We start from the raw sequence: 562 nt of genomic DNA, 5'->3' as shown, positions 1-562 counted from the left end.
TACAACATTTATAGACGAAGATGGTCTGTCATTCATTCTTTCACAATCATTAGGAAATGTTGAGGTGCTTTATGACTGCGGCTCTTCCGTACTTCTAGACACCCCTAGTAGAGCGGAATACAAAAAAAAATTTGGTGCTAGTCGTCCCTCAAGAGCAATAGTTGTTCACAGCGATACAAAGCCCAATTGCTTAAAGAGTCTGTTCATTATCAACAATATGAAAATGTCGGCACCCTTAGAAGACACTTTCTATTACCAATGGCTGGAGAGAAATGAGTGCGATACTCGCCAGGTAACAGGCAATAAGATCATTGATAAAGCCAATTTTTTGAACGCTCTTGGTTTCCACCCAGACATTCACTTCATCAGTGAGGATACTTTGACTGTAATCAAGCATGCACATGACCATTTCTTTTTCAACAAACTTAATGAGAAAGAGCAATCTGATGATCACTCCATTGAACATGAACTGTCATTGCTTCTACCAATAGACAACACACTAGTATTACCTCAAAAGCAGCTGAAGCACTACAAAGCGATAAAGAACTTATTACTTAAGGCT

At 39.0% G+C, this 562-nt stretch carries 1 protein-coding gene; it reads left to right on the top strand.

The genetic code is table 11. The features are described 5' to 3' along the window. Nucleotides 1–223: 223 nt before the first annotated feature. Nucleotides 224–562 (top strand): hypothetical protein (locus IQR33_RS26795; RefSeq protein WP_193844216.1); only part of this gene is annotated, 339 nt, incomplete at its 3' end.

The sequence above is a fragment of the Vibrio sp. OPT46 genome, from assembly GCF_015163535.1.
Classification (GTDB): Bacteria; Pseudomonadota; Gammaproteobacteria; order Enterobacterales; family Vibrionaceae; genus Vibrio; species Vibrio alginolyticus.
This window is presented reverse-complemented; position numbering and strand designations above follow the sequence as displayed.